We start from the raw sequence: 23,170 nt of genomic DNA, 5'->3' as shown, positions 1-23,170 counted from the left end.
CTGATTTAACCATTATCCTCTTGAACCTCAGTCCATGCCAATAGTAAAAGTGCATTCGCGATCGCAGCTGCAACTGGAGAGCCACCCTTACGACCTTCTACACGAATTTGGGGAAAGCCTGACTTTTCTAACGCAGCTTTTGACTCTAAAACCGCCACAAAACCTACGGGAGCACCAACAATGAGACTAGGTTGGAAATTCTTAGCTTCAAAACTCGCTATATCTGTTGAATTCGGTAGATTTGGAGCGAAATTGGGTTTACTGCTTGACTCGCACAAAGCTAATAAAGCCGTAGGTGCATTACCAACCACAAAAATTGCATCAGGAAACTCTGTCATACAGTGACACATTCCGATTTCAGAGCGCGTTAGCTGATTTTTTGCCGAAGCATCTGGATTTGAAATCGGCGCCGCAAAATCTAAGGCACTAATGATTTGATTTTTAAAGGTTTGAGCGGCCATACCCACAATTCCCTGCTTAACCATGCCTACATCTGTAACGATCGCTTTGCCCTGTTGAATGGCTTTAATTCCCGCCGCGATCGCACCTTGGCTAAATTTCACAAGATGTTTAAACTCAAAGTCGGCAGTGCTGTGAATCACCCGTTGCACGATCGCATATTCAAAGGGATTGAAAGCATGACCGCCTATTTCTCGGTCGATCGTGGCAAAGCTTTGAGCGGTTATGGGGTGAATCAGAGAATTAGACATAAAACGTTTGTAATTAATCTAAACAATTTTTTGGGTGCAATTGTCTAGTTCTACACTTTTTGTAACCTAGGAGTTTGCGAAATTAGACCCGTGGATCATAATAGATTCACATAGCGATAGTTAGGAGGAATTGTTATGTTTACACCACTGATTGGTTTTGTACTTACTGTGCTGCTGTTATTAGCGATCGCTTTTGTGATGAGCTACCTGTTTTGGGCAGACCGTTATAAAACCCCAGAGGTGATTGCCGCCGAGGTAATGCAGTTTTCTGAGCAGGTGACCAGTCTCATGTCTGTACTTGGTGTGGGAGCGATCGTTTTTGTCGTGATTTCGGCACTGATTAATTTCAGCCTCCAGATTCACTAACAGATTCATAAACAGAATTTCATTCCCCACAAGTTCACAATACAAGAAAAAATCGATCTCGACATCTAATCAGGGCAAAGCATTCGTATAAAAACTAATTTTTATAAAAAAACTACTAATGCGAATGCTTTGTCATAAAAAAAATGAGAATTTTACCCGTAATTCCAAACGAATACCTGAAATAGAATCGTAGGGGTAATTCATGAATTGCCCCTACATTGAATATAAATGCCAAAAACTATTCAAAGGTTTCGCGGAGGACGTTTTTCATGATGCCTTCGGCTCTTTATTTGGCAAACGTTTCAAAGGTTTATTTGCTAGGCTTAGTCATCGTCAACACAAAGTCTAATCTTGAGTTTACAATCAAGTTCATGCCTAAGAAAATTAGGGAGTTAAGGGCTGTTCTCTCAAAAGCAGAATTTCAGGTCATTAGAACTAGGGGAAGTCATCAAAGATGGATTCATCCTCTTTTGCCAGAGTTTCCGCTTACGATCGCTGGGAAAGATGGCGATGATGCGAAGACATATGATAAGCCATGACCTGCTCCTCAAACACTTCAGGCGGTATAAAAAATCTATTCAAAGGCTTCACGGAGGACGGTTTGCATGAGGTCTTCGGCGAGTTGTTTGCGATGTCCGATCTGTTGTTCTAGTCGGTCGATTCACTACTCTACGATCTCGGCTATGTGGCGCTCCTTTTCACTACCAGCCTGACTGACAGCAGGGCTGGGATTTAATTTCTCTTTGCGATGATGTAGTTTGTAATAGAGAATCGGCACAGCCGAGCGTGAGAGCAAGAGAGAAGCCACTTCACCTGCCATGAGTGAAATTGCTAAACCCTGAAAGATGGGGTCGGATAGAATAATTGCCGAACCGACGATCACCGCTGCTGCCGTTAACAGCATGGGGCGAAAGCGTACGGCTCCCGCATCGATTACGGCTTCTTCTAGAGGCATTCCTTCCTTGAGGCGTAACTCGATGAAATCTACGAGAATGATTGAGTTGCGCACGACGATGCCAGCACCAGCGATAAAGCCAATCATGGAAGTTGCCGTAAAAAACGAACCCATCAGCCAGTGAGCAGGCATAATTCCCACCAAGGAAAAGGGAATTGCCGCCATGATTACCAAAGGCGTGGTAAAAGATTGGAACCAGCCGACAACGAGGGCATAGATCAGCACCAATACGACGGCAAAGGCAATGCTCAGATCGCGAAATACTTCATAGGTAACTTGCCATTCTCCATCCCATTTGATTGCATAGGTTTCTGTTGCTGTGGGTTGTTCGGTGAGGTAGGTTTCCACCTTTGCTCCTGAGGGGGGCGAGAGCTTATCGATCTGGGGTTGCAGGTTGAGCATGGCATAGACAGCACTTTCTACCCTGCCAGAAACATCGCCCATTACGTACACGACAGGCTGCAAGTTTTTGTGATAGATGCTGTAGTCAGCAATAGCCGTTTCCGTTTTGACTAGGGTGCTGAGGGGAACGAGATTGCCATTGGTTCCTTTGAGCTTGAGGGATTGTAAATCTTCTAATTGCGCCCGACTGGATTGATTGAAGCGCAGGTGAATGCCAATATCTTCGCGGGCATTCTCATCGTGCAGGAGTCCGACGTCGCGCCCAGAGAGGGCGATTTGGAGAACTTCCGAGATTTGGGCAGGGGTAATACCATTGAGCGCGGCTTTTTCGCGATCGACAATTAGGTGATAATCAGTTTGCGGGGCTTCCACATACCAATCCACATCGACAACGCCATCGGTTTGTTGGTAGATTTGGCGAATTTGTTTAGCGAGTTCGATTTGACCGTTGTAATTGGGCCCATAGATTTCTGTGACGAGGGTTTGCAGGACGGGTGGGCCAGGTGGAATTTCAGCAACTTGAATGCGGGCATTGTAGCGATCGCCGATTTCCTTTAACTGCGGACGAATTGCTTTAGCCAGATCGTGACTTTGACGGCTGCGATCGCCTTTGCCTAAAAAATTGACTTGAATATCGGCGACATTTGTACCCAATCGCAAAAAGTAATGCCGCACCAATCCGTTAAAGTTGTAGGGCGAAGCCGTACCGACATAGCTCTGATAGTGAATCACTTCGGGAATCGTTGCCAGATATTGTCCCATTTCCCTTGTCGCTCTAGCCGTTTGCTCTAGGGTGGTTCCTTCGGGCATATTCACCACCACTTGCAATTCACTTTTATTGTCATAGGGCAGCATCTTGAGAATCACCAAACGGAATCCTGCCAATCCCAAAATAATCACTACTAATGCAACGACAGTGCTGAGAATAAACAGATTGCCGCGCTTGGGATAGTGGATCAGGGGTCGCATAAAGTGACGGTAGAGGCGACTAAGGGCATCTTCCTTTTCATGGCTATGCTCCTGCCCATCTGCATGGCTACTAGTGTGACCGCGATAATTGGCAAACACGCGCACGGTCGTCCAAGGTACGACGATAAATGCCACTAACGCAGAGAAGATCATCGCTGCCGATGCCCCTAGGGGAATCGGTCGCATGTAAGGCCCCATCAAACCGCCCACAAATGCCATCGGCAAAATCGCCGCAATTACAGCTAGGGTGGCTAAAATGGTGGGATTTCCGACTTCATCAACGGCTTCTAGAACAATCTGTTTGAGTGTCTGGGAACGGTTGGGCGAATATTGCAAGCGAGTTTTGTTGGCAGGCAGTTGCAGATGTCGCCCCACATTTTCTACGACCACGATCGCATCATCCACCAAAATGCCAATCGAGAAAATCAGAGCAAAGAAGGTAACGCGATTGAGCGTAAATCCGTAAAATACAAAGCTCGCTAGCGTCAGAGCAAGGGTAACGGGAATCGAAACCGCTACCACCCAAGCTTCTTTTTTGCCCAAGACAAACCACATGAGAATTGTGACTGAAGCCACGGCAATCAGCATGTGGAATAGCAACTCGTTGGAACGTTCGGCGGCAGTTTCACCATAGTCTCGCGTAACCGTGAGGTGAAGATTCTGGGGAATGTAGTTGCGCTTAATTTGCTCTAGCTTGTGTAAGACGCGATGGGAAATTTGAATGGCATTGGAGCCGCGACGTTTGGCGATCGCGATCGTCACTGCATCGGTTTCGCCTTTGCTTTTCGATTCTCCCTGCTCTTTATTGCCGATTCCCTGTCCGAAAAACACGTAACTGGCGGGTTCCTCGGCGGTATCCGTAACCGTTGCCACATCGCGTAAATAGACAGGTTGGTTGTTGGCAACGGCAACCACCAGTTTTTTCGCATCCTCTACGGAACGGATAAAGCTCTGCGTGCGGACGAGGAACGATTGATTGTTTTGACTGAGCGCACCGCTGGCGAGTTCAGTGTTTTGGGTTTCCAGCGATCGCGAAATTTCTAAGGGAGATAAGCCAAAAGCATTCAGGCGGGTGGGATCGAGTTCCACGCGTAACTGGCGTTTTTGTCCGCCAATAATCGTAGTTTCCGAAACATCGGGGACTTGTTTGATTTGTTCGTCTAGTTGGGCGGCAACCTGTCGCAATTCCGCCCCTGTAGTCTGTTCGCCCCAAAGCGTCAGGGTCAGAATCGGAACGTCATCGATCGCCCGAGATTTAATCAGAGGCTGCGATGCCCCCGCAGGGATCTTATCGAAATTGGCATAGAGCTTGTTATAAAGCTGCACGATCGCATCCTCGGTCTTTTGTCCCACATAGAAGCGCACGATTGCTAAGGATGAACCCGCACGGGAAGTGGAATACACGTATTCTACGCCTGGTAGTTCCTTAATCAGTTTCTCCATCGGCGAAGTTACGCGCTGTTCGATATCCTTCGCTGAAGCTCCTGGCATTTGTACGAAGACATCCGCCATCGGCACGGTAATTTGCGGTTCTTCTTCGCGTGGCAGGAGCAGCGTCGCACCGAGACCCAACAGTAGTGCCACCAAGATAATTAATGGCGTGAGTTTAGAGTCGATAAATTGCTTGGCGAGTTTGCCAGCAAACCCTAAACGAATTCTTTTGTGAGGCTGTTGCCGATCGCTGTCCATAGGATTTGTGCTGATTAAAGTATTATGTCGTTTCCCTTACTGTCTCATGCGATCGTTCATCCCATGCATCATTATGGGCATTCCCTCTGAGATAAAGCGATCGACCTCGCGGGCATGCTCGCGAATGAGAAGAACCATATCGGCGTCACTAGAAGTTTCGCTTACAATTACACCTTTGGGTGTCATCTGCATTTGTCGCTGATACCGATCGACATTACGAAACAGCTCGGGTAAAGTTGGTGCCATTCCGATCCCTGGAAAGGCGCTTTTCTCATCCAAATGACGGTACATCTTGGCAACATGGGTTTGAATCCTTGCAGCAATTTCTGGATCGTCTGATTCAGTAACTGCTCGAATACCGTTAGGGATCTGTTCGACTGTGCGATGAACGAGGTCGCGATCGGCAAATAGTTGATGAATTATCCGCATATCGCTTCCCATATTCCGCCTACCCATCATCTGGGCAATCAACTGATGGGTAGGCGATCCAGATACAATCAGGATGAGTGCTAGAGCAATAAAGAATGCTGCGATTAGGAACAAGAATTTTCGGTACATATCCCATTACCTCCTTATTTCCCATTTCCATCAATTTCGGAGAGAGAGCGCCTGTCCGTCGCTCAGTTGCGAGAGGTTACTGATAATCACGCGATCGCCCTCTACCAAGCCCGAAACGATTTCTACCTGTCCATCTCGCTCCTTACCCGTTTTCACCCAACGCAAAAGTGCCGTAGGTGACTTGGGTTGCGTCACATAAACGCCCTCCAGTTGTCCCCGTCGGAGGAGAGCGTTGCTAGGAATGAAGATGCTTTTGCGCGTACCGCGAGGCAGTTCAATGCGTCCAAACATGCCAGAAATAATACCTCTATTCACAGCAGTGGGAATGGGAACTTTGACCAGAAAACTGCGAGAAGTTGCGTCAGAGGTCGGCACGATTTGTTGAATTGTTGCGGTAAAACTCGCACCGATCGCATCAACGCGCACCTGTACGGATTGCCCGATGCGCACGAATCGCAAATTCTCCTCGGGCACAGAGATTTCTAACTGCAATCGATTCGGATTCTCGACCTTGAGCAAAGCTGTGCCGGGCGCTGCCATTTCGCCTTCATAGGCAAGCTTTTGGACGACCGCACCATCAAAAGGCGCAATCACCGTGCCATAGCTTTCGCTGGCGGCTGCCGCAGCCACACCCGATTCCGATCGATTCACCGCAGCTTGAGATTGAGCGATCGCTGCCTGTGCCTGCTGAATGCCTGATTCTGACTGCGCTAACCTCGCACTGGTTTCCTCTGCACGTGTATTGACCTCATCCAATTGCGATTGTGAAATCGCACCTTCCTTTTGTAGTTGTGCCATGCGGCGCTGGTTTACCTGTGCCAATCGCAGCGTTGCCTGCATTTCTAATCGTTGCGCTTCCAGTTGGCTGAGCGTTGCCCGCGAGCGTGACAGATCTGCTTCTGCTTGGGCAACGCCAAACTGTGCTTGGTTGGTCTGAGCAGCCATATCCACCACGTCAATTTGCGCCAGAATATCGCCTTTATGGAAGCGATCGCCTGCCTCCAAGGATATCTGCGTAATTCTTCCCATGACTCGCGTAGAGAGTACTGCCTGTTCTACTGGGTGAATCGTACCAGAGAGTTCCAAGGTGTCAGGAATCGTTTGAGTCCGAACAATTACGGTATCGACCGCGATCGCATGGGCTTCTGTTACCTGTGGAGAATGAGACGGGCGCGTCAATTGCAGAACAATCAAAGTTCCTCCCACGAGAACCGAGCCAGCGATCGCCAAAAGCCCCCAATGCTTACGCGCAAGCGATACTAAGGAAGAATGCTCTTTTTGGGGAAATTCGGTTGCCGATGCGGTGGTTAATTTTGTTACTGATGCGGCAGTCGATTCAGTTGCCGATTCGGTTGAGGTTTCTTGAGCCATTGGTTTTGACCTCCTGAGCCTATTCTATCATTGACGCCTTAGGATTGAGTTCCATACATCACGGGATAGCCTGCGCTTTTCCATGCCAAAAGACCACCCTGTAGGTTATAGACCTGCTGATAGCCTTGGGCAACGAGCCATTGAGCAGCAGCAGTACTGCGATGTCCTGACAGACAAGTCACCGCAATTTCTCGATCCTTTGGAATTTCTTTAAGGATGCGATCGCGGCTGAGACATTGTGCTTGCGGAATATGTCCCATCCAATATTCCAAACAACCGCGTACGTCAACCACCAATAGCCGATCTTGGCGCGACTTTAATTGAGATGGTGTCAGTAACACGAGCTTTGCCACCTTCGATTTTGATTTCAGATTGGATTTCAGATTGGATTCTTGCTTAGATTTCATAGGACATCTCTGGGCTAACCTTTGCCATCACTGTAAACGATTTGATAAAAGGACCTGCCATGCGCGGATCCTTGATCATGGCAGCATAGTCACCCACGCGAAATTGTAGTTTGCGGGACATATATGCCATGCTCAAGCCAACCAGATTCAACCCTTTTTTCAGCCACTCCTGCCAGCGATCGCGTTCTGCCCGTAAATCCCAACTAAGGGCTTGTCCCTTATAAGCTCCTGCATGGATTACTTTCCCATTCTCGATTTCAAGAATTCCCCTAGGTTCTGGTTCGTTCTCAAAGCCATAGCCAATGGTTGAATTAAAATGAATTTTGGCAAGTGCATCTGACAACTCAGGGTCTGCGTTCCACTTCTCACCATAGGTCTGCATCCATTCCTGCGAAAACAAGTCTGACATAAAAATCATCTCCTGATAACTTAATTGAATATTGAATAACGTAAATTCGGGGTAAGAAAGCTTGCATTCCACCAGCCCTTTGCAAAGCTGCCTCGTACACACAAGTAAATTTGTCTTCGTTTCATTTGACGACTTGTGTGTACACCGTAGCCTGTGAAGGGGGGGAGAAGAATTGCTTGTAATTGTGGCGATCGGGACTAGCGATCGCCAGATGATTGGGTTTCTGCCTACCGATTTTTCAGGGATTTGCGGATATGGAGGCATAAAGAGATCAGATCGGCATCGATGACTCGGTAATAGCGCCAAACGCTATCTCGACGACATGCGACTACCCCTGCATCTTTCATCAAGCGGAGATGTCTGGAAACATTGCCTTGGTTTAGCCCCGTGCGATCGCAAATCTCTTGAACGCTGCGCTCTTGATTGCAGATTTCTCTTAAAATTTGCAACCTTGTCGGATCTGCCAAGATCTTGAAACGATCTGCCATTGCCTGTAGTTCGTCCAAATCGATCGCAATTTCCATAACTTCCATGAGCGCCATTTCCTCCAACTACTTTAAATCGAAAATCATCCTTTCATCTCAAGCAGTTCCCTCGCTTTTACAGCAACTGGTTCCACCAGAGGTAATCCAATTGCCCGAAAGCCCCAACGCTCAAACCAAGGAATCGTCCAACCTAGGCGCATTTTCGTGAGAAAGTATTTCTCAAACCCTAGCTTTATCCAAGACACCCAAATACCTTGATAGGTTAGCGCACGATGGCGATGCCCTGACGCATCGGGTAACAATGGATCTGCCAAAAATAGCGCTCCAGTATCGCCAAAATCCGCGAAGCAGACTGCCTGTAGGGTTGGTTTATACGGAGAGCCAGAAATGACTCCTAACTCTAGAGCAATATTATGCGCCACAGCAAGCGCCATTTCTTCGGTCATCAGACCAACCTTGGGAGCCCCTGTGGGAATGGGAGTTTGCTCTACAGGTTTGAGTTGCGTGATCACACCCACAGCGTAAATCGACTCAAAATTTGGATGGCGATAGGTGGGCAATACGGGTATAAATCCCTTGGCATCGGTTAAACCTGGTGCTTCGCGGAGGAAACGCGGACCGCGAAAAGGTGGCAAGACCATCACGTACTTCGCTGGAAGCCTTCGCCCGTCAGCCAAATGAACAGCATCAGCCTCAAAATGCGAAATCGCCGTGTTTTCCATCAGCTCAATTTCCCGAGCTGCCATAAATTTGCGCATCATCCAACGGGAGTCCGCCATTCCCCCAATGCCCAAATGTCCAGCGTAGGGCTCGGAGGTCACAAAGGTGATTGGAACTTGCGATCGCAATCCCTTCTGCTTCAAAACATGATGGATTAGGAAAGCAAACTCATAGGCAGGTCCAAAACAACTGGCTCCTGGTGCTGCACCCACGACAATCGGTCCAGGATTCTCTAAGAACTTCTCCCAAGCTTTACCTGCCATCACAGCATGGTGGGGATTGCAAACGGACTGGGTATAGCCACCCTCTGGGCCTAATCCTGGTAAGGCATCCATCACCAGTTCGGGTCCCGTGGCAATCACAGCATAGTCGTAGTCCAATGTCCGATCCGTGAGTCTAATGCGTTGCAACCTTGGATCGATCGCAGTGACAGCATCTTGAATCAACTCAATGCCATGTCGAGGAACGATTGCAGCTAAATCCAATTGAATTTGGTCGAGGGATTTTAACCCTAGGCCGATCCAAGGCAACGAAGGCACAAACGTAAACTTCGGTTGATTGGAAATGAGCGTAATCTGATGTTCGCGCGGCAAGGCATGCCTCAGTTCGTAAGCAGTGGGAAGCCCACCCAGTCCAGCTCCAATGACAACGATACGAGCCATAGATCGTGACTCCTAAAAATAGTTTTTTAAATGGTGTTTTAAAAATCGAGATCCTTATACCTCTTATTGCTCTGGCACTCGCAGTTTTTGCAACAGCACAATCAGCGGACACCAGTTCGTGAACGCTGATTGCAGCAGATTCAGCCCCACAAATGCTGTGAGGAACAGCCAATTTTGGTTGGTTAAAGCCAATAACAAGCTAAGGAGTATCATGCTGCCTGCTACAAGACGTATCCAATGATGCTGTGTCCACCGCTGTTTGCGATTGATTCGTTTCAACATCACGATCTCTTAAATTTATTTTATTAATCTATTATATAATTATATATGGATCTGTCAAGTCTTTAAAAAGAGTCTGTACAAGTTCTTTGCAGTAAACTGTTTTTAGGGATCTGTATGAATGGTAGGAATAGGTGCTATACCCACCAAGGCTTCATGCCAGTACGCGGATCTAGTTCTGTCCAAGGTGCGATCGAGATGCCATTACCAAGGACTGTAACCCGAACTATTTAACCCAGCAACTAAGGCACGCGTACCGACTGGTTCTGTCAAAACTTGTGTCACTGGAATTGGGTTACCTAAAATATCTTTAGCCAGAATTGCGCCACCCTCTCCCTGTTCTAACGGAGGAACAAAGAACTGACTGACTGGGTAGAGTAAAGTACCTGCTGTAGCTGCAACGGTAGCTCCTGTGAGAAAGTTCAGTAACTGCCGACGCGATAGGGACGGACTTTCCAAAGGGAAGCTATTATCCATAGGGGTTTTCCTGGATTTGAGTTGCGAATTTGAGAATTTGAAGCGATCGCCGATCGTAGCTTCTCTTACTATACGAATGAATTTACCTAGAACTGCTTTTGGGGACGATCGGTGTGAATTCCCAAAAGTTGATAAAGACCACAGAAACCAACCATACCTGTTAAAAAGGCAATTCCTCCGACAATTAAGAATCCAATTCCCAGCGTTGAGTTGTTGAAAGGAACAAGCCCCAGATACAACAAGATTGAGGATAACAGCAAGCGGATCAGACGGTCGGTCACACCAAGATTCATTTTCATAGCCTTACTCTCCTTTTTAATTTTTCTATGCTGTGTCAAGCGCATGGCATTTATTAGTGTATTACATATATCATTATATAATAATATAGCTATATTATTATATTTGCCCTAAATATTGATGGCAGACAGACTGACAACTAGGGAAGTGGAATCAAGCGACTAATTCCGCCATGAGTTGTGCGACAGGAACAGCGACTAGTTCTGCCATGAGTTCCGCAACAGGAACGATGCGTTGGGCGCGCCCAGCGTTACTACCTGAAAAGATCAGTCCATTCTCAATATCGCCGCGTGCCGCTTTGTCCAGTGCTTGAACGATACAGTAATACTTCTGCTCGTCGCGGCATTTACAGGCATGGAGACAGCTTGCCAGACATCGCTTTTCTAGATCGGGAGAACCCGCGATCGCTTTGTCTACAAAGGTATTTCGTAAGGCTCGCCCGGGTAATCCCACAGGACTGGAAATAATGACGACATCCTCGGGTCGTGCGTGGAGATGAAATTCTTTATAGCGAATATCGGCATCGCATTCATCGGTTGTAATAAAGCGCGTACCCAACTGCACGCCACTCGCACCCAATGCCAACATGCGGTCTATATCTGCCCGATCCCAGACGCCCCCTGCCGCAATTACTGGAATCGATTGTCCGACTTCTTCTTGTAGATAGCGAACCAGTTCGGGAATCACTGTTTCTAGGTCAAAGGATGGATCGCCCACTTCCTCAGATTTTGCGCCTAGATGTCCCCCAGCCGTATTGGGATTTTCTACCACCAATGCATCTGGCAGACGCCCATATTGGCGTTCCCACTTGCGACACAGAATGCGCGCCGCACGGGCACTGGAAATAATCGGCACTAGCGCTACATCGGGGTAATTCTTTGTATATTCTGGTAGTTGGAGGGGCAGACCCGCTCCAGAGATAATTAAGTTAACGCCCTGCTCCACGGCAGTACGAACCAGCGTTTCATAATCCCGTGCTACGACCATAGCGTTAATTCCCAAAATCCCAGTGGGACTCAGGGTGCGGGCTTTTTTTAGTTCGTCAATTAATGCTAAGCGATTGGCTTCAAAATATTGCTCCTTTCTTTTGCCAACATTTGATTGGTGAATGTCAAAATAAGGAGAGTTTAACCCTAAAGCTACGGCAGACACAATGCCAATGCCACCAGAATTCGCCACAGCAGCAGCGAGATTGGCTCCCGAGATCCGAATTCCCATACCACCTTGAATGATGGGATAACGGGCAGTGTGCTTGCCAATTTGCAAGGATGGTAATGATTTCATGATTTTTAGAAAGCGAAAAGATCTGGCTCCCCTTGAAGGTCTCCATCAGAAAAGTAAAAAGAACCTTGGAGAGGAGCAAATGGGTGAGAATAACGCAATGAATTACGATCGCTCTGTGGCTACGAGTTCGACCGAAGTATTTCCCGGAGCCCGTTCGGTACTACCGGGTTTGTCTTGCCGCGTAATCAGATCGAAGACATGCTCGCCAATGGCAGCTTTGACATCATCTTCCAATTCGTGAACGACATCCCGATTTAGTTGAAAAGCATAGTTGGCTTCATCGACAATGCTCTGAATCGTGGCTTCGTCAACGGGTAGAGCATCTAAAGCATGGCGATACTTTTCTTTAAAGGCTTTTCTCGCTTCAACCGTAGCGATTTGCTCGAAGTCATGTAGCCCTGTTCCTTGGTCTGGAGGTAATTCCAAAGCAGAACGAATGATATTTTTTAAGCTCTGACCACCCGATAAATCTCCCATATAACGAGTATAAGCATGGGCAACCAGTCGCGCTGGATCGGTATTGGCTACTTCGCGGATGCGATTGACGTAAACGACGCCTGCTTCTAAGGGCACGATCTGGTCTTGCCAATTGTCACCATAGTAATAAGCCAGATCTTTCTCCAGATTTGCCTTGCGGTTCAGCTCGGGGAAATACATTGGCCCCACAATGGGATGATTTTGATGGCGTTGCAGCTCTTCTTCTAGCGTGCTATAGACTAAATACAAGTTTGCCAACAGCTTGCGAAACGGCTCGCGCTCGACAATACCCTTGAGAAAGCATTTCATAAATGCTGTGTTTTCTGCGGCTGTGTGGGATTGTTTTGTCCCCTCCCGCAATTGACTGGCTAGACTCTGACTCATCTTGAGTACCTCTTGAATAAAGAATGTTGATTACTTTGCGTTTTTACCTAAAAGCTCTTTAATACCTAATTATAACCATATAGTTATATAGTGAGTATTATTAACAAAGATTTCTTTAACAATTGGTATCCCAAACCCCTGCGATCGCAGATATTTTTCAACAGGGCGATCAGAAAGCGAGCGCTTTCTGATCGCCAGCATGAGCATTTGTTAGAAGGAGCGGTCAACGATCGATCCTAAATCTAGCTTGCCCAGATCGCCCAACCGTCGCCAGATATCTTTAAATCCCAACTGCCTGACTGACCACTAGGATTCCAGAAACTATCGCCAATCTTAACAATCGTTCTATGGTCAATTTTTGCAGCATAGCAGTTCCTGTCTGCCTGTAAGACCTGTACCTGTGACAGATTTGTAATATTTTGCTGTCCTCGAAGCTTTCCGAGATTACTGATATTGTCAAATACTTTAGAGCCAATGGAATACATATGTTCCCAATAGATACAGGGAATTCCTGGATGAGTAAGGAGGAAAACATATCCTTGGATAAGTCGTTTGGCATCGCGGGGAAAGTCGCCGTAGGCTTGTCGAATCGTGTCATGATTATCTAGAAAAGTCACTGATTTAGCTGGCCAACCTCCTGTAACGCTCACATCGCTATATTTCCACAATCCCAGTTGTTCAAAAGGTTTATCTCCCCAAAAAATATTTCGCAAATGACTTTGAAGCGGAAAATCAAAAGCCATCGACTTTTTATTTACATCAAATGAGTCTGAGCGATCGATCCAATCGTAGATTTTCTGCGTACCGTCCCAATATTCACCAACTGTTAGATAGGGCTTTGTATGGTAGTTGTACTCAGCCACATGTTCGGGAGCGTAGCCTTTCACCATATCGTAGCGCCAGCCGTCGAAGTGGATATCATTTTTTAGCCATGTTAACCACTCTTTAATTTCCAAGCGTACCTTTGGCTCCGTATGAGCAAGATTAGGCGCGAATCCAGACTCGCCATCATCGCGACCACTACCACCACTATCCGTTACAATCTCAATTGGATCGCTCTGATTGTAGCCCCAAGCCATTTTTTTGCTTGCGATCTCATGTAGATCGCTTTTCCAGCAGATTTTCTCGCCAGCGATATTTCTCTGTTGCGCCTCTCTGTGGTTCAGTACGAGGTCAGCGATAACTTTCAACCCAACTTTGTGAGCTTCATCGTTAAGTCGAACGAGTTCAGCTTTTGTACCGAACCGAGTTTCAGCCCCCTTGCTTTCTTCCCAATAGTCAGCCCCTGTCATGGGCCACTCTTGAATCCACTGTTTATATTCACCTAGATCGTAATAATCCATGGGCGTATATCCCATATAGTGCTGGTATCTCGATTTGCTGGGTGGTGGTAGCCAAAGTACAGTAATTCCTGCGTTCGCAAAATCAGCAAGTTGCGATTGTAAATGGGTATACCATTTACCTCTTTCACCTCTGACCGTGACATCCCAATAGAATGTCTGCAACATAATGTCAGAAGTCGCTCTGTTTTCACTGTAAAGATTCATATAGTTCTCCTTTCTGCATAAAAGTGAATTTACGTTGGCGAGTAACTGTTTCTGCTACTTTTTTTGCTTACGCGTTTAATCTCTTCTCACGAAAGCATGACCGAGGCTTCACCCGTAGCAAAACTAGAATATAAGCGGATCCGTAGCACATACCGCCGACCTTGATAAAGCCGCACGTTGATTTGTGCGTTAAAGTCCGTGCCGCTGTCATCGTCACCGTCAACATACTTCAAGTCACCATTCTGATCTTCGAAAAGAACTATGACTGTATCCAATTTTCCAAAGGTCTGAATGGTATAACTTCGGGTAGCCGTGGGATTAATTGCAAAGTTTTTCTGCTCGGCAGGGGCAAGAGCCAAAATCTCCGAGTGGAAGGGTTTGAGTTCTGTATAACTCGATTCTTCAAGCTTTGGATAAAAGAAGAGGGCTTGTTGCCGATCCAACGCAGAAATTCCGCCAGCAGGTCTTAATCCGTTACGATACTGTTCGGGGCGGTCGATGAGTCCCGCTGCAAATGCGTAATGCATGATCGAGTTGGGATCCCATTGAGAACCTTGTACTTCTCCTGTTGCAAGCTTTTCAAGGATATTATAATTCGTTGTGGCTCGATCCCAATTATTAGGGGGACCTCCGAAATATCTATAAACGGCTTCTTCGTTCCATACAATTCCTGCAAATGGGTTTTGATGCTCGTGAGGGAACCCTAGGGTATGTCCGATCTCGTGAACTGGGACATCCACCCCACGGGGATCGGTTCGGAGATCCCAGCCGAAGTTCATAGTTCGCTCGCCCTGTCTAGGAATATCGATAACATCGCGACCAACATAAGACCAAGCTCCATCTCCTTGCAGGAAGCCAATTCGTACCTCTGCTTCGCTGATGTTTTGAATCTCCTCAAACTTAATGCCAATCCCTAGATTCTTCCACACTTCAAACCCTTGTCGGACAAAATCTTTCTGTTCGTTGCCAGCTGAGTTGGGCCCACTCTCAAAGAAGTAATAGCGTAATTTTGTCCCATTAACCCACTTTTTGCCGATTAACTGAATTAGACGCATGCGATCGGACGATACGCTTGGATCGAATGTACGCGATCGCACCTGTGGTAACGCACAACATCTTTGTACTTCGCTACTGCCATGTCCCGTACTACCTGAACGATTGTCAATTCCAAGCTTAGACTCGAGTAGTTCGATGCGTTCTATCAATCGCTCAAGTTTCAAAGAGTCAATTTGCGAAATCTCAGTCATTACAAATTCCTCCAAAGTGTACTTAAAAAAGTCAAAATTTTTATTTAATACCTAGGGATATAAAGTCCTCACATTACAAAAATATGTTCTGATTCCTTGACAATGGCATTCTCATCGCTCTCATTTGACTGAATTAGTTAATGCCGCTATGCCACTTGATTCATCTACTAGGAATTTTCAAGTCCATGCACTTCAATCTCTTACCTCCTCGATACAGTTTTCGTGTCATTGAGCCAGAAATCAACGTAGAAGCGATCGCCTTAGAGAAATATTTAAGCTTCTAAGTTAGGGAAAACAATGCATCAATCAAGAACTTGCTACGATACTAACCTGAATATACCCTGAATAATATAACGATTTGTGAAAATAATCTTGTGTTAACCTGCAAATAAAATCACCACCATCTACGTCGAGAAATATTAAGACAACTACTCAGTCAGTGGAGATAGAAAGAGAAGGGAAGATAGATACCCCAGTGTTAAATTGACTTAAAGGATTGTTGTAAGTTCTCAATTTCTATTCTTTGCGATCGCCTTAAATTTTCTCCGTAGTCGGTTCGCAGTTTTTATGACATAGCATGAAGAGTTCGCGATTGTATTATGGAGAGAAGAATTACAATAAAATCAGTAGTGACACTCCTCTGTTTATTCAAGTCATTTTCTCACCTGCTCAGACAGAGTAAAAAGGTATTTCTCTATATTTTTAAAAGTTGGGGGCGCTTCGCTATAACTTGGATTGCTTCGATACTTAACTTCTTTTTTTTCTGATCCCCAACCGATAGTTATGGTGCAAGGGTAATATCTGTGTCCCTCTGGAGCCCCATAAGCATCTTCGAGCTTTTCAAATCCACTATTTTTGATGTACGTTTTCAGATCTTTCCACTGCTTCTCTGTCAAGTTTTTATCAATCAGTACTGATTGTTTACTCCCCGAAGGATTTCCACTGACAGGGCTATCATACTCATATTCTGTGTGGACATGTTTGATATGTTTGTTCTTGATTGTTATCTCATCAGTCCAGCCTTGATAATCTACAAATAGAGAAGGAGATTGAATGTGGCTTTTCATACTTACTTACTCCATTCCACAATATTTTTCAGTGGGTAAAATTTGCTTGACTTCAATAGGGATAGGTGTCTCAGGAGTAGGGAAAATGATAAATTCACTTAATCCTGCATGATTTTGCAGATTGGTTTTAGGACTCCAATCATAGGTATATCCCAATCCAGTCCAAGGATAAGAACTTTTTGCTCGATCCTCAACTTGTTTTGTAAACCACTTTTGATAAGCGATATCGACACCTTGTGGAAATTGCAAGGGCAATTGAATTGGAAGAGGTTCTGATTTGGTTGGGTATCTTCTAATGTCAGGATTTAGAGTAGGTCTTCTAAGATACTGTGGATCTACCCAGATTTCGGCAATATGTGTAAATCCTTCATTAGGTCTAAGACCCAAAAGTTGATTTAGCCTTCGATTAAGTTCTTCTGTCGTAGCTTCCGTATCCTTATATTTTTTACAGAAGTCTTTTAATTCTGGGGCAACTGTAACCCAGATTACAGAAGCGGTTTTACCTGAAGCATGACCATTTGCTCTTGTGAAGGTAGCAACCAAAACTCGACTCTTGCCACGTTGGCCATCCCATTTTATGTTTGGATTAGATTCATTGATTACAGTCAAGTTATCTAATACTTCATTGGGTAAAGGTTCTGCTGCATCTCTCAGTGCTTCTGGCGGTACAAGTTGCGCAACAGAGTCTTTCCCAGAAGCTGCAAGAATCGTGGAGCTAGCAATGATTAGAACAGTAAAGGAGCAAAGGAAAGAAAGTGGTTTAATTCTCATTGAAGTAAACTCCTTAAAACTAACTCTCATATTAGGTTTACATTTTACATAAATATAAATAGTTCAGGCTATTTGATTAGGGATATTGATTATGCGGTTTGTAGCTCAGCAATAACCGTTGATGCGATCGCATAAGCCGCTTTAGTAGATAGTTTTTCAGCTTCTTCTCGCGTATCAATTGCATCTAAAAAATAGCTCTCACATAGAACGCAAATCGGACAATTTGTGTTTTCAGACTCAGAGAGAACGGTTACACCACGTTTCATTACACCGAAATCCTCTTGTCCGATCGCATTAGCCACCGCAGTTGAAAGTTTTTTAGCAAAAGCGATTGATCGTGCTTTGGCTTTTGTTGGGTGAACCATTACACAGGTGTAGTGAGGTTTTCTGTCTGTAGCATTGTGATGCAAACTGAGAAACATGGAACGACCTGTCGCCTTTTGCCCAATAAGACTAAGTGGATCGCTTGCTGGATCGAAAATCTCGGCTGAAATATTTGCCTTATCCAGTTCTGCTTTCACAATTTTAGCTTGCAAAAGATTCATATCATACTCAGGAGTTCCGTCTTTTGCATCAGTACCCGAATGAATAGGAGAATGCCCTGGATCGATTAAAACAGAAGCTAGGCGAACAGAAGGATGATTTATAATTTGATTCCAAGTTCGTTCATCAACTATTCCAGTTACTTCAGCTTGCCCCAAATGCTCCCTTTGGAAATTTTCAACAGCCTGTTTGGTTTTGGAGCCAAAAATCTCGTCAACCTTACCGCAATTAAAGCCAAGTTCATTGAGTTTAGCTTGTAATTGTCCAACTTGTGAACCTTGACTACCTACTTGCAATAACATAAATTCTTCTCCAGCAATCTCTCGCAAAAGTTTTTGTGCTTCTGGATAGCATCGATTCATGATGTAGTCTGCATAGCTAACGTCATGAGAATCCTCAAAATGAGGACAATAAATCTTTCCAATGTAGTCTAGAAAAGAACGAGCGTCTTCTAAGATTTTAGGATCGCGTTCATAGACTTTGGGATAAGGAATCCAATCGCCATCTTTACGGAAGTAGAATTTTTTCCAAGTATCTATTCCTGTTCTATAGGTGTCAAATGCGAAAAACCAATCGCCACCTGGTGGATCTGGTTCACTGTCAGTTTTATACCAGAATTTTTCAGCACCAGAAATCGCTATTGATTTTCGATATTTCATGCCGTTCATGTTTTTATAACGGCTTAGATCTGTTGTCCCTCTGCCACTTTCCAAAATAGATTGAGCAATGATTAATGGACGCTGCCACTCAAACTCAAAGTCAGCTTCTGCCACTGCTTTTATAAAATCTTGCCAACTCATAAATACCTCTTTAACTATTTTTTCAAGATTCAATTGTGTTCTAGATTTCTGATGAATTCGCTTGTAAAGGTTAACAAATTGTAAAAAGATGCCATGTTTCAGGCAATAAGACTTATTGGTTCTATAACAAGATGCGTTCTGGAGAATTCACAAACTCGATCCATCATCTCGCTAAACAAGGGATTCTTTTGCTCTAAAACACGACCATCGCTGGCTTTAATATCTGCTTCTAAAACAACGCTAGCATGTGAAACTTGACGTTGTTTTGGTATCCTGAAAAATTCGCGCTTATCTGGAGGTTCTTTTGCATATAAGTCTTCGACCCCCTCAATTTTAGCGGCTGTGTCATCCTCTGAATGAGCGATAAAGAGGGGTTGAGTTAAACCTTTGTGTTGTTCCCCTTTAATAAGACGATCTGTCTTCTCAATCAATTCGGATAATTTCGCAGCTCCATGTTTATCCATTCTGTCATAGCGATAGGGATTGTCACCGACTAGAGATTTGTCTTTCAAGTCCTCTACAAAAGCAAGTAACGGTAAGATAACTTTCGTTCTGAGTAATGTCTCGGTAATTTCTCCCGACGCTAGTTCTAAAGCAGCAGAGAACAGAAAGACTCCTCCAGTAATCTCTTTGGGAGCAGTTACTGCTTTATAGACACTGAGTGCGCCTCCAGTAGACAGTCCACCAATAGAGACTTTTGGGCTCATACCTCTAGCTTTCTTGACAGCAAAATCAACGTTATCAATCCACTGTTCTAGAGTCACCCCCTTCATTCCCTGTGGATTTCTGAGTCCGTGCCCAGTTAACAAAGGAATCAAGACGTTAAATCCCATATCATAAAATTGCTTGCCAATTGCTTCCATAAAGTAGGGAGAGTCAGTTAGTCCATGCAACAAAACAATAGTATGTTCTTGTGACTCTTCATGAAGCATGATACGCGGTTCGCAACCATCTCGAACCAAATTAGGATTGATTTTGAGATGCTGCTGATAATATTCTTTCCAAGTTTGTACGCTAGCCATAAGACTAACTCCTCATATCAAAGTAAATTAATTATCTGTAACGCTATTGGACTCTCCTCTCTTAAGATTCACTACCCTGAAATTGAATTTAAACTATGACATGCTGGCTGGACAAAAGCTTGAAATCATTAGCCAGCATGTCAACAGGTGTCTAGAGCCACAAGATAAGGACTCAATTCCAACAGTTCCAATCATCCAGTTGCATTTGCGGGATGTCCCAAATCTGCAACTAAATGCAATGATTGAGCGTAACTAATAGGAATTTCAAACCTATCGAACGCTATATGTTGCGGACTATCTGGCTTGTAATGCAGCCAAAATGTTAGATAAGGCTTAAACCCTATAAAAGCAACACCAAACCCTTCAAAGCGATAATCTGTATTCCCCGGCAATGCTGGAGGTAGCCCCTTATCGGCACAAGCCTGATTCACTTTACTTATAAATTCATCTGTGTCACCTAGTATCCGAAAAACTATATCCAGTGGATTCATATGATTAATCCTCAAAACGAGCGTGTTTTCTGTTTCTTTGTATTAAAAGCTAGCTAGGAGAACATAAGGATTTCAATTCTAAAATGGAGGAAACCAAATCTCTCGATCGCGAACTTGATTATGACCCTAACCTAAATAAGGTCTAAACAACATAACCGTTAAGGGAAATAAAATTGCGTTAAACCGCAAATAAAATCACTGTTATCTGTATTGAAGAGTAGATAGGAATCTTGCTAGAGTCCACGAGGAGTAAAGCTATATCCAGTGTCTGCGAACACACTAACTTTCCAACTAGTGGAACCTAAATTTATGAACGGAACGAGACGTAGATTTTTCCCAAGACTCTTAAGATTTTTGTATTTTATTTTGATGTTTAGTTTGGGGATTTTCATGGCTTTGGGCTTCGCCAAGCTTATCAGCCATACAAATCCATCGGAAGATGCTGTTTCAGGTATGCCATATTTATTAGGATGGCTAAACAAGGCAAATCCTCTCTATCTAAGTCTCACACTAGCAGGAACACTGGGAGCAATTCTTCACACTATCTTGATACATGGTCAGTTAGATTTACCTTCTTGGAGTGAAGATGACACTGGTCTTAAGCCTGGATTTTTGGGAGAAATCTTCATTGGCATAAGCGGTGCATTTATTGCCTATGTTTTTGTACCAACTGAATACCTAAGTGGCATTAACAGCGGAATTAAAGTCTTTGTGACCGGACTGGTTGGCGGCTACGGTGGTCAACTCATCCTAAATGCGTTACTCAAAAAGCAACTTGAACTGATTGAGCGAGCTGATTTAGCCCAAAGAGATGCTAAGCAAGCTAACGCAGAGAAAGAGCAAATAGCCGAAGGAAAGGATCTACTTGTGCTTGTCAATCGCCAAATTCAAAACGGACTGACTGAGCCTGAGTTATCAGATCTCCAAAAGAAAATTCAAAAAGCCGATCTTGAAGACAAAGAACTTATTTTTTACCGTGCCAGCGATGCTCGTCGAGCGGCTCAGCGCTCTAAAGCTTCTGCATTTAGACTTCGGAGTCAGAGGACTATTCCTATTTTTAAAGCTCTTGTAGAGAGTGATGACAATCAACCTGATTATCTGGCTCAGCTAGTTTATGCCTATATTGAGTCAGAACCTCCCCTTTTAGCAGATGCTATCTCCAACCTCGATCGCGCAATTGAACTTCGAGGTTCATCGATCAGAGAAGATTCTTGGAAATACGAACTTTACAGAGCGATCGCTAGAATCAAACTTGCCAAACAAGCAGGAGAGAACACAAATAGGGCTTCTCAAGGAAGGGAAGAAATTTTGCGGGACTTAGTTGCTGTTGACCACAATAAAGGACTAGAAAAGACTCTTAGAGAGTATGAGAGCGATGGGGTAGAGATTCCTATAAAAGATTGGCTCACCCAAAATCAGGACTGGCTTAGACAGCAAAGTAAGGCTTTAGCCTTACTCAATAGTATATTCCCAAGTCCGTTGATACAACTAACTCCTTCTGCACAGCAATCCTCAATCACCAACTCATCTCAGCAGTCAGATGCCGCGATAACCAGTGTTCTTACTCTGACTATACCAACTACTGAAAATCTTAAGGAAGTAACGCCCAAGTTGCCTCAAGTCTCAGCCGAAGCTACTAAAAGGGTAAGCGGTGTGCCCTTGCAAGCAGTTAAGCTCATTAAAGAATTTGAAGGTTGCGAACTATCTGCTTATCCAGATCCTAAAACTAACGGCGAACCTTGGACAATTGGTTGGGGGACTACAGTCTATCCTGATGGGAAAAAAGTTGGAAAGAACGATTGTATTTCTCAAGTGGAAGCAGATGAATACCTTGCCATTAATCTTGAGAAAAACTTTTGGGATATCCTCCAAAAAAAGATCCCCTACTGGAATGAGATGCATGATGATATGCGTTCTGCTTTGTGCAGTTTTGCCTATAATCTAGGAGCGTATTTTTATGGCGATGATGGCTTCCATACAATTACAGCTTGTCTAAGAGATAAGCGATGGCATTATGTACCCAAAGCACTCATGCTGTATGTTAATCCTGGCTCTAATGTAGAAGAAGGCTTGAGGAGGAGGCGAAGTGCAGAAGGCGATCTTTGGCAGCAAGGTCTAAGTAAATTAGAAGGCACATCCCCGAAGCCTCTACAAGAAAATGCTAGAGATAATGCTGATCTTAATCGGGAAATCAAACTAAATGTACAGTACTATAGCCAATTAGATTCTACAACTCCCAATGCCCAGCGCATGTGCTTTTCAAGTACCTGTGCTATGGCATTAAAGTATTTACGACCCGAAGCATTAAGTGGGGAAAATGCTGATGATACATACCTAGCAACTGTTCTCAAATATGGGGATACAACTGAACCTACTGCACAAGTTGAAGCCCTAAAAAGCTATGGAATTACTGCCCATTATAGACAAGACCTGAGTTTTAAAGATCTAGATGAGCAACTTGCACAAGGGTTCCCCATAGCAGTTGGATGGAATCATCATGGTTCTGTTGATAGTCCTACGGGTGGTCACTGGTGCCTAGTTGTTGGGTGCAAAGCAGATAGAAACGCATATTATTTCATGGATCCCTATGGTGAAGCAGATTTAGTCAATGGTGGCTATACATCTAACGAAGATGGACGCTATATGCTTTACAGCAAGAAAAATTGGGGACCTCGATGGGAAGTTGATGGAAAAGGTACAGGATGGGGAGTAATCTTTGAGAAGCCGTAGTAGACTTTATCGGCTACTTAAGCCTATATTGCTTGTAAAAATTTCAATAGA

22 protein-coding genes and 1 pseudogene are annotated in these 23,170 nt (G+C 44.7%); 3 read left to right on the top strand and 20 right to left on the bottom strand.

The window, feature by feature from the left end:
* Positions 1-5: 5 nt before the first annotated feature.
* On the bottom strand, positions 6-710 hold the full coding sequence (locus ACP2WE_RS00555) for a precorrin-8X methylmutase (protein WP_425213668.1): 705 nt from the start codon (positions 708-710) through the stop codon (positions 6-8).
* A 135-nt stretch (positions 711-845) separates the two neighbouring features.
* Between ACP2WE_RS00555 and ACP2WE_RS00550 the strand changes: the two genes are divergently transcribed.
* Positions 846-1,076 carry a hypothetical protein gene (locus ACP2WE_RS00550; RefSeq protein ID WP_425213667.1) on the top strand — a complete coding sequence of 77 codons (231 nt, stop codon included), beginning with the start codon at positions 846-848 and terminating at the stop codon, positions 1,074-1,076.
* A gap of 371 nt (positions 1,077-1,447) precedes the next feature.
* Positions 1,448-1,615, top strand: coding sequence for a type II toxin-antitoxin system HicA family toxin (locus tag ACP2WE_RS00545; protein ID WP_425213884.1), 168 nt, complete (start codon positions 1,448-1,450; stop codon positions 1,613-1,615).
* Positions 1,616-1,740: 125 nt separating this feature from the next.
* Here ACP2WE_RS00545 and ACP2WE_RS00540 read toward each other — a convergent pair whose 3' ends face one another.
* The 19 genes and pseudogenes from ACP2WE_RS00540 to ACP2WE_RS00450 all read right to left on the bottom strand — a co-directional run bounded on the left by ACP2WE_RS00540 (position 1,741) and on the right by ACP2WE_RS00450 (position 20,389).
* Positions 1,741-5,091, bottom strand: coding sequence for an efflux RND transporter permease subunit (locus tag ACP2WE_RS00540; protein WP_425213666.1), 3,351 nt, complete (start codon positions 5,089-5,091; stop codon positions 1,741-1,743).
* Between the two features lie 36 nt (positions 5,092-5,127).
* Positions 5,128-5,649, bottom strand: coding sequence for a hypothetical protein (locus ACP2WE_RS00535; protein WP_425213665.1), 522 nt, complete (start codon positions 5,647-5,649; stop codon positions 5,128-5,130).
* Positions 5,650-5,679: 30 nt separating this feature from the next.
* Positions 5,680-7,020 carry an efflux RND transporter periplasmic adaptor subunit gene (locus ACP2WE_RS00530; protein ID WP_425213664.1) on the bottom strand — a complete coding sequence of 447 codons (1,341 nt, stop codon included), beginning with the start codon at positions 7,018-7,020 and terminating at the stop codon, positions 5,680-5,682.
* 38 nt (positions 7,021-7,058) lie between these two features.
* A complete protein-coding gene (locus ACP2WE_RS00525) occupies positions 7,059-7,427 on the bottom strand; it encodes a rhodanese-like domain-containing protein (protein ID WP_425213663.1) in 369 nt (122 codons plus the stop codon).
* Positions 7,417-7,836 (bottom strand): SCP-2 sterol transfer family protein, encoded by a 420-nt coding sequence (locus ACP2WE_RS00520; protein ID WP_425213662.1) that lies wholly within the window; start codon positions 7,834-7,836, stop codon positions 7,417-7,419. The genes ACP2WE_RS00525 and ACP2WE_RS00520 overlap by 11 nt, the downstream gene beginning before the upstream one ends.
* Before the next feature lie 227 nt (positions 7,837-8,063).
* Positions 8,064-8,369 carry an ArsR/SmtB family transcription factor gene (locus tag ACP2WE_RS00515; protein WP_425213661.1) on the bottom strand — a complete coding sequence of 102 codons (306 nt, stop codon included), beginning with the start codon at positions 8,367-8,369 and terminating at the stop codon, positions 8,064-8,066.
* Between the two features lie 35 nt (positions 8,370-8,404).
* Complete coding sequence (locus ACP2WE_RS00510) at positions 8,405-9,703, bottom strand: NAD(P)/FAD-dependent oxidoreductase (protein ID WP_425213660.1); 1,299 nt, start codon at positions 9,701-9,703, stop codon at positions 8,405-8,407.
* Between the two features lie 63 nt (positions 9,704-9,766).
* Positions 9,767-9,985: a YgaP family membrane protein gene (locus ACP2WE_RS00505; protein WP_425213659.1), complete on the bottom strand. Its 219-nt coding sequence runs from the start codon at positions 9,983-9,985 to the stop codon at positions 9,767-9,769.
* Positions 9,986-10,119: 134 nt separating this feature from the next.
* Positions 10,120-10,459: pseudogene (locus ACP2WE_RS00500) on the bottom strand (Rieske (2Fe-2S) protein).
* A gap of 86 nt (positions 10,460-10,545) precedes the next feature.
* Entirely contained in the window at positions 10,546-10,758 is a 213-nt protein-coding gene (locus tag ACP2WE_RS00495) for a YgaP family membrane protein (RefSeq protein WP_425213658.1), read from the bottom strand.
* 151 nt (positions 10,759-10,909) lie between these two features.
* Positions 10,910-12,040 (bottom strand): NAD(P)H-dependent flavin oxidoreductase, encoded by a 1,131-nt coding sequence (locus ACP2WE_RS00490; protein WP_425213657.1) that lies wholly within the window; start codon positions 12,038-12,040, stop codon positions 10,910-10,912.
* Between the two features lie 102 nt (positions 12,041-12,142).
* A complete protein-coding gene (locus ACP2WE_RS00485; RefSeq protein WP_425213656.1) occupies positions 12,143-12,901 on the bottom strand; it encodes a biliverdin-producing heme oxygenase in 759 nt (252 codons plus the stop codon).
* A gap of 242 nt (positions 12,902-13,143) precedes the next feature.
* Positions 13,144-14,448 carry an alpha-amylase C-terminal beta-sheet domain-containing protein gene (locus ACP2WE_RS00480; RefSeq protein WP_425213655.1) on the bottom strand — a complete coding sequence of 435 codons (1,305 nt, stop codon included), beginning with the start codon at positions 14,446-14,448 and terminating at the stop codon, positions 13,144-13,146.
* A gap of 86 nt (positions 14,449-14,534) precedes the next feature.
* Positions 14,535-15,695: a M12 family metallopeptidase gene (locus ACP2WE_RS00475; protein ID WP_425213654.1), complete on the bottom strand. Its 1,161-nt coding sequence runs from the start codon at positions 15,693-15,695 to the stop codon at positions 14,535-14,537.
* A 653-nt stretch (positions 15,696-16,348) separates the two neighbouring features.
* Positions 16,349-16,762, bottom strand: coding sequence for a hypothetical protein (locus ACP2WE_RS00470; protein WP_425213653.1), 414 nt, complete (start codon positions 16,760-16,762; stop codon positions 16,349-16,351).
* A 6-nt stretch (positions 16,763-16,768) separates the two neighbouring features.
* Positions 16,769-17,533 (bottom strand): hypothetical protein, encoded by a 765-nt coding sequence (locus ACP2WE_RS00465; protein WP_425213652.1) that lies wholly within the window; start codon positions 17,531-17,533, stop codon positions 16,769-16,771.
* A gap of 89 nt (positions 17,534-17,622) precedes the next feature.
* Positions 17,623-18,876 (bottom strand): peptidoglycan-binding protein, encoded by a 1,254-nt coding sequence (locus tag ACP2WE_RS00460; RefSeq protein ID WP_425213651.1) that lies wholly within the window; start codon positions 18,874-18,876, stop codon positions 17,623-17,625.
* A 98-nt stretch (positions 18,877-18,974) separates the two neighbouring features.
* On the bottom strand, positions 18,975-19,898 hold the full coding sequence (locus tag ACP2WE_RS00455) for an alpha/beta hydrolase (RefSeq protein ID WP_425213650.1): 924 nt from the start codon (positions 19,896-19,898) through the stop codon (positions 18,975-18,977).
* Positions 19,899-20,089: 191 nt separating this feature from the next.
* Positions 20,090-20,389 carry a hypothetical protein gene (locus ACP2WE_RS00450; RefSeq protein WP_425213649.1) on the bottom strand — a complete coding sequence of 100 codons (300 nt, stop codon included), beginning with the start codon at positions 20,387-20,389 and terminating at the stop codon, positions 20,090-20,092.
* 390 nt (positions 20,390-20,779) lie between these two features.
* On the opposite strand from ACP2WE_RS00450, the gene ACP2WE_RS00445 reads away from it, so the two are divergent.
* Positions 20,780-23,119 (top strand): glycoside hydrolase family protein, encoded by a 2,340-nt coding sequence (locus ACP2WE_RS00445; protein ID WP_425213648.1) that lies wholly within the window; start codon positions 20,780-20,782, stop codon positions 23,117-23,119.
* The last annotated feature ends 51 nt before the right edge of the window (positions 23,120-23,170 follow it).

The organism is Tumidithrix helvetica PCC 7403, assembly GCF_965232925.1.
GTDB lineage: Bacteria > Cyanobacteriota > Cyanobacteriia > Pseudanabaenales > Pseudanabaenaceae > Tumidithrix > Tumidithrix helvetica.
Note: the sequence above shows the minus strand (reverse complement) of the source record. Positions and strands in the feature narration are given on the sequence as shown.